The organism is Egibacteraceae bacterium (genome assembly GCA_040905805.1).
GTDB lineage: Bacteria > Actinomycetota > Nitriliruptoria > Euzebyales > Egibacteraceae > DATLGH01.
Genome location: JBBDQS010000042.1, coordinates 1 through 2,850 on the forward strand (window position 1 = coordinate 1; position 2,850 = coordinate 2,850).

The 2,850-nt window shown below is 71.5% G+C and carries 4 protein-coding genes; all 4 read left to right on the forward strand.

Annotated features, from left to right (window positions below):
- Positions 1-424: 424 nt before the first annotated feature.
- On the forward strand, positions 425-1,042 hold the full coding sequence (locus WD250_05380) for an SDR family NAD(P)-dependent oxidoreductase (GenBank protein ID MEX2619632.1): 618 nt from the start codon (positions 425-427) through the stop codon (positions 1,040-1,042).
- Positions 930-1,289: an NAD(P)-binding domain-containing protein gene (locus WD250_05385; GenBank protein ID MEX2619633.1), complete on the forward strand. Its 360-nt coding sequence runs from the start codon at positions 930-932 to the stop codon at positions 1,287-1,289. Before WD250_05380 ends, WD250_05385 begins: the two co-directional genes overlap by 113 nt.
- Before the next feature lie 15 nt (positions 1,290-1,304).
- Positions 1,305-1,856: a hypothetical protein gene (locus WD250_05390; GenBank protein ID MEX2619634.1), complete on the forward strand. Its 552-nt coding sequence runs from the start codon at positions 1,305-1,307 to the stop codon at positions 1,854-1,856.
- On the forward strand, positions 1,853-2,850 hold a 998-nt coding region (locus WD250_05395; protein MEX2619635.1), incomplete at its 3' end, for a trehalase-like domain-containing protein. The genes WD250_05390 and WD250_05395, both read left to right, overlap by 4 nt.

Below are 2,850 nucleotides of genomic sequence, written 5' to 3' on the forward strand. Positions count from 1 at the left end.
TGCCTTTCGTCCTGGCGTGTCGAGCGCGTTGCCCGGCATACCGGTGGTTATAGCGGGGGAGATGTCGGCTCATCCTGCTCGGTGTCGACGACGTGGCGGTGTCGGGGCTCTCGGTCGGCGTGCAAGCCTCGATGTGCATGGCAACAACGTGATGGTGAGCAGCCTTCCCACGATGTGCCGGGTGGTCGTCTCTCGGCAACCGGTGGTGCCGTCATCGCCCACAGTCGAAAGCGCCGGTGTGGCCCGGGAGGCGCGCGGGTAGGGCCACGATCACGATCGAGGACTGAGGTCAGCGGACACCGTGGCGCCTGCGCCACATTAGCCAGCCGCTGACCCGCCCCGGCTGCACCCAGGCCCCGAGGGAACAGGCATGGTCATGATCCGCCGACCGGCAGGTCGAGCACGACGGTCCAGAGGCGTCGCGGTGGTCACCGGTGGCACCGCGGGCATCGGGCGCGCGAGCGTGCGTTGCCTGGCTCACCGTGGCTGGGACATCGGCGTCATCGCCCGCGATCAGGACCGGTTGGCTGCCACCGTCGCCGAGGTGGAGCACCTGGGGCGACGCGCGCTGGGCGTCTCCGCGGATGTCGCCGACCCCCGGGCCCTCGACGATGCCGCCGAACGCATCGAGACAGAGCTGGGCCCCGTGGCGGTGTGGGTGAACAACGCCTTCACCGGGGCGATCGCCTTCTTCGACGCGGTCACCGCCGAGGAGTTCGAGCGCATCACGGCGGTGACCTACTTGGGCTACGTCAACGGCACGCGCGCAGCGTTGGCCCGGATGGCCCCGCGCAACCGCGGCACCATCATCCAGGTCGGCTCCGCACTGGCCTTTCGCGGCATCCCGCTCCAGGCCGCCTACTGCGGTGCCAAGCACGCCATCGCGGGGTTCACCAACCATGAAGTTCGCGATCCTCGGTCTTGGGCGCATGGGCCTCAGCCTCGGACAGCTCGCCGTCGAACGGGGCCATGCGGTGGTCGGCTGGGATCCCAGCGGGGACGCCCGCGCGGCAGCAGTCGGGAAGGGCTTGGAGGCCGTTGAGGAGCTCGGCGACGTCGCGGGCCGGTTGCCGACGCCCCGTGTGGTGCTGATGTGGGTGCCCCACGGAAAGCCGGTCGATGCCAACCTCGACACGCTGCGGGACGTTCTCGGCGCCGACGACGTCGTGGCCGACTGCGGCAACTCGCACTGGGAGGACTCGCGTCGCCGCCACGACGACCTGGCGGGGCAGGGCATCCGCTTCCTCGACATCGGCACGAGCGGGGGCATCAGCGACGCGCTGGGCTGACAGGGCGCAGCGTTCATGGCCGGGGGGCCCCGCGACGCTTTCGATCTGGTGGCGCCGTTGCTGCGCGACCTCGCGGTGGACGACGGCGCGGTCTTCTACGCCGGCCCCTCCCCGTCGGGCCACTTCGTGAAGCTGGTGCACAACGCCATCGAGTTCGGGATGATCCAGGCGATCGGGGAAGGCGTCGAGCTGCTGCGCGGCTTCGACCACGCCCTGGACCTGCCGGCCGTGTTCGAGCACTGGAACCACGGCACGGTGATCCGCAGCTGGCTGGTGGAGCTGATGGGCAACGCCCTGGCGCACGGCGGCATCGGCGCGGAGGAGGGGACGCTCGGCGACCTCGAGCAGCTGTCGACGAACGTGGAGGACACCGGGGAGGTCAAGTGGGTGACGCAGTGGGCGTCGGAGCGTGACATCCCCACGCCGGTGACGGCGATGGCCCAGCAGCTGCTCATGGCCTACCGCGACCTCGACTGGCCCGCCGCGAAGGCCGTCGCGCTGCTGCGAAACCAGTTCGGCGGCCACCCGATCCACCGGCGCCGCGACGGCGGGGATGATCGCCGGTGACCGGCGGTGACGCCCCGCCCGTGGCGATCGCCGACTACGCCCTGCTGTCCGACTGCCACGCGCCCGCTCTCGTGGCCGGCGACGGCGCGGTGGACTGGTGGTGTCCGCCGCGCGCCGACGGGCCATCGGTCTTCGGCCGCCTGCTGGATCCCGCAGCCGGCCACTGGCGTCTGTGCGCGGTCGAGCCGACAGCGATCTCGCGGCGCTACCTGCACGACACCCTCGTGCTGGAGACCACCGTCACCACCGACACCGGACAGGTCCGCATGCTCGACTGCCTGGCCCTGGAGCCCGGGGCACGCGGACACGACATCGGCTACCGGGCCCCCCAGCTGCTGGTCCGCAGCGTGGCGGGCATCCGGGGCCGCGTGGCGATGCGCTGCGAGTTCGCTCCCCGCGTCGAATACGGGCTGACCGTCCCGCACCTGCACCCGGCGCCGACGTCGGTCGTCGCTGAGGGTGGATCAGTGCGACTGCGTCTGCACACCCCGGTGGAGCTGGCCGTGGAGGACGCCGCTGCGGTGGGGGAGTTCACGGTGGAGGAAGGGCAGCGACGGACGTTCGCGGTCGGCTACGCGCCGTTGCACAGCACGCAGGAGCGCAGCGGTCCGGACCATCCGGATCCCGACCAGGCACTCATGGAGACGATCGAGGGCTGGCGGTCCTGGGTTGCGGCGCACACCCCCTACGAGGGCCGGCATGCGCAGGCGGTGCGGCGCAGCGCGCTGGTGCTGCAGGCGCTGACCTACCAGCCGAGCGGCGCGGTCTTGGCGGCGGCCACCACGTCGTTGCCCGCCGAGCTCGGTGGAGGCGACAACTGGGACTACCGCTACGCGTGGTTGCGCGACCTCAGCCTCACCACCCAGGCCCTGTGGATCGGTGCGTGCCCCGACGAGGTCGGCCGGTTCCTGCGCTTCATCGCCGATGCGGCCGGCCAGCCCGGTGCAGGTGAGCGCGTGCAGATCATGTACGGGCTGGACGGGCGGCGGTGGGT